The 1,716-nt window shown below is 65.9% G+C and carries 1 protein-coding gene, 1 tRNA gene and 2 pseudogenes; 3 read left to right on the top strand and 1 reads right to left on the bottom strand.

What is annotated here, in order from left to right; translation table 11 throughout:
- Together DD1DGNOD_RS26765 and DD1DGNOD_RS09755 are read left to right on the top strand one after the other, a co-directional pair.
- Window positions 1-266: pseudogene (locus DD1DGNOD_RS26765) on the top strand (hypothetical protein); the annotation flags it as partial.
- Window positions 267-555: 289 nt separating this feature from the next.
- Window positions 556-629: transfer RNA gene (locus DD1DGNOD_RS09755), tRNA-Pro, on the top strand.
- An 81-nt stretch (window positions 630-710) separates the two neighbouring features.
- Here DD1DGNOD_RS09755 and DD1DGNOD_RS30760 read toward each other — a convergent pair.
- Window positions 711-1,046, bottom strand: a pseudogene (locus tag DD1DGNOD_RS30760) (tyrosine-type recombinase/integrase); the annotation flags it as partial.
- 302 nt (window positions 1,047-1,348) lie between these two features.
- Here DD1DGNOD_RS30760 and DD1DGNOD_RS09745 point away from each other — a divergent pair.
- A complete protein-coding gene (locus DD1DGNOD_RS09745) occupies window positions 1,349-1,660 on the top strand; it encodes a 4a-hydroxytetrahydrobiopterin dehydratase (protein WP_131769946.1) in 312 nt (103 codons plus the stop codon).
- The last annotated feature ends 56 nt before the right edge of the window (window positions 1,661-1,716 follow it).

The following is a 1,716-nucleotide window of genomic DNA, read 5'->3' as shown; positions in this document are numbered from 1 at the left end:
GCCAGGGGTCGGGCCAGTCCGGTCAGCCGGGCCAGTCCTCGGGCCAGTGGTCGAGCCAGTCGCCCGCACCGCAGGCAACCGGGGGGACGAGCCAGTCACCCGCCTACAAGCCGTCGTCCGAACCGGTTCCACAGGGTGGCGTGCACGCGGGTGGCGGTGGTACCGCACCGTCGTTCCCGATCGCTCCCGTCGCCGGCGCCGGACTCGGTGTCGCGGTGCTCGGAGCCGGCCTTGCCGCTCGCCGCAGGAGCCGCGAGACGCAGTGACCAAAGGGTCTGAGTGTACTGGATCGCCCTGGTGCATCCAGCGCACCCAGACCAGCCGATCCGGGTGGATGCCGCCGCCGAACTGCCGCATCCACCCGGATCTCCCATCCCACGGGCGCCCCGACCCCGCGCCGGCCTCTCGCCGAGATCTCTCGGCAAGCTCGCGCCGAGATCTCGCACCGCCCCCGCCGCCGGGAGAGATCAATGATCGATTCACCCTCGACGAAGCAAACGACCATCGAGGGCGCCTGCCACGCCGGCGGGATCATAAGGTAACGTGGTCGACGTACGGGACGTGGCGCAGCTTGGTAGCGCACCAGACTGGGGGTCTGGGGGTCGCAGGTTCAAATCCTGTCGTCCCGACAATGACGCGAGGCTGCTGAACAGAGCTTGAGGTCCTGGTCAGCAGCCTTTTTCATGTCTCCATGACGTCGGGTCAGTCGATCAACTCGCTTGGGCGTTGGGACCATCTTGGGACCGATCGCCGGTCAGGTGGCGACTCAACGACACTCCGGCGGCAGCAATCGAGCGCCGATCGGGGTGCAGGTACCGCTGAGTGGTAGACAACGACCCGTGTCCGGCGATCTTGCGAAGGACATGCACGGGCACGCCCGCATCCGCCATCCACGTGAGCCCGGTGTGCCGCAGGTCGTGCCGCCGCAGGTGCTCGTACCCGAGCGCGGTCACGACCTCATCCCAGTGGGTGGCATCTCGAAGTACCGCCGTCGTGATCCGACCTCCCCGCGGCCCGGTGAAGAGACGGGCGGACGGGTCTTCCCCATCAGCCCACCTGTGGGAGCAGGTCATCATCCAACTACCGGCCACGGCCAGAGGTGACACCGGAGTCCACCGCCCGTCAGGCCGTCGCCTTCGCCACCGGCCGGTAACCAGAAGCGGCAGTCAGCGCGGTCGGGCAGGCAGTGACCATTGCCGAAGAGACCAGCTCAGTCCGACTCCGGCAGGAACTCCGCAATACCGGGGATACCTTGACAGCTTGGTGACAGGATGCCGTGGTTCGTGACGTCCGCGACCGGCTTGTCCGCGCCCACGTGCTGCAACCAGACGTAAGGGAGACCTAAATCATGGCTTTGCGCGATCCGCTGCCCGCTGATGAGATTGCCGCCCGGCTGGCCCGGCTCGACGGCTGGAGCAGTGACACCGCTGAAATCCACAAAACCTTCTCGATCGATTACTACACCAGCATCAAAATCATCAACGAGGTGGCGGAAGCGGCCCAGGAACTCCAGCACCATCCGGACATCGACCTGCGCTGGGAAACGCCGCATTTCAGCGTGACGACGTACAACGCCGGGCAGCGCATCACTGAGTTGGGCTTTTTACTCGCGGAGCGGATAGAGGAGGTGGTAGGGAGATATACGGTCAATGCCGGGTAGATCAGCGACATCGTCAGAGGGTGCTCCGGCGCCGGGAAGACGCTGTCCTCGACCTT

The sequence above is a fragment of the Candidatus Protofrankia californiensis genome (assembly GCF_900634765.1).
GTDB classification, from domain to species: Bacteria; Actinomycetota; Actinomycetes; order Frankiales; family Frankiaceae; genus Protofrankia; species Protofrankia californiensis.
This window is presented reverse-complemented; position numbering and strand designations above follow the sequence as displayed.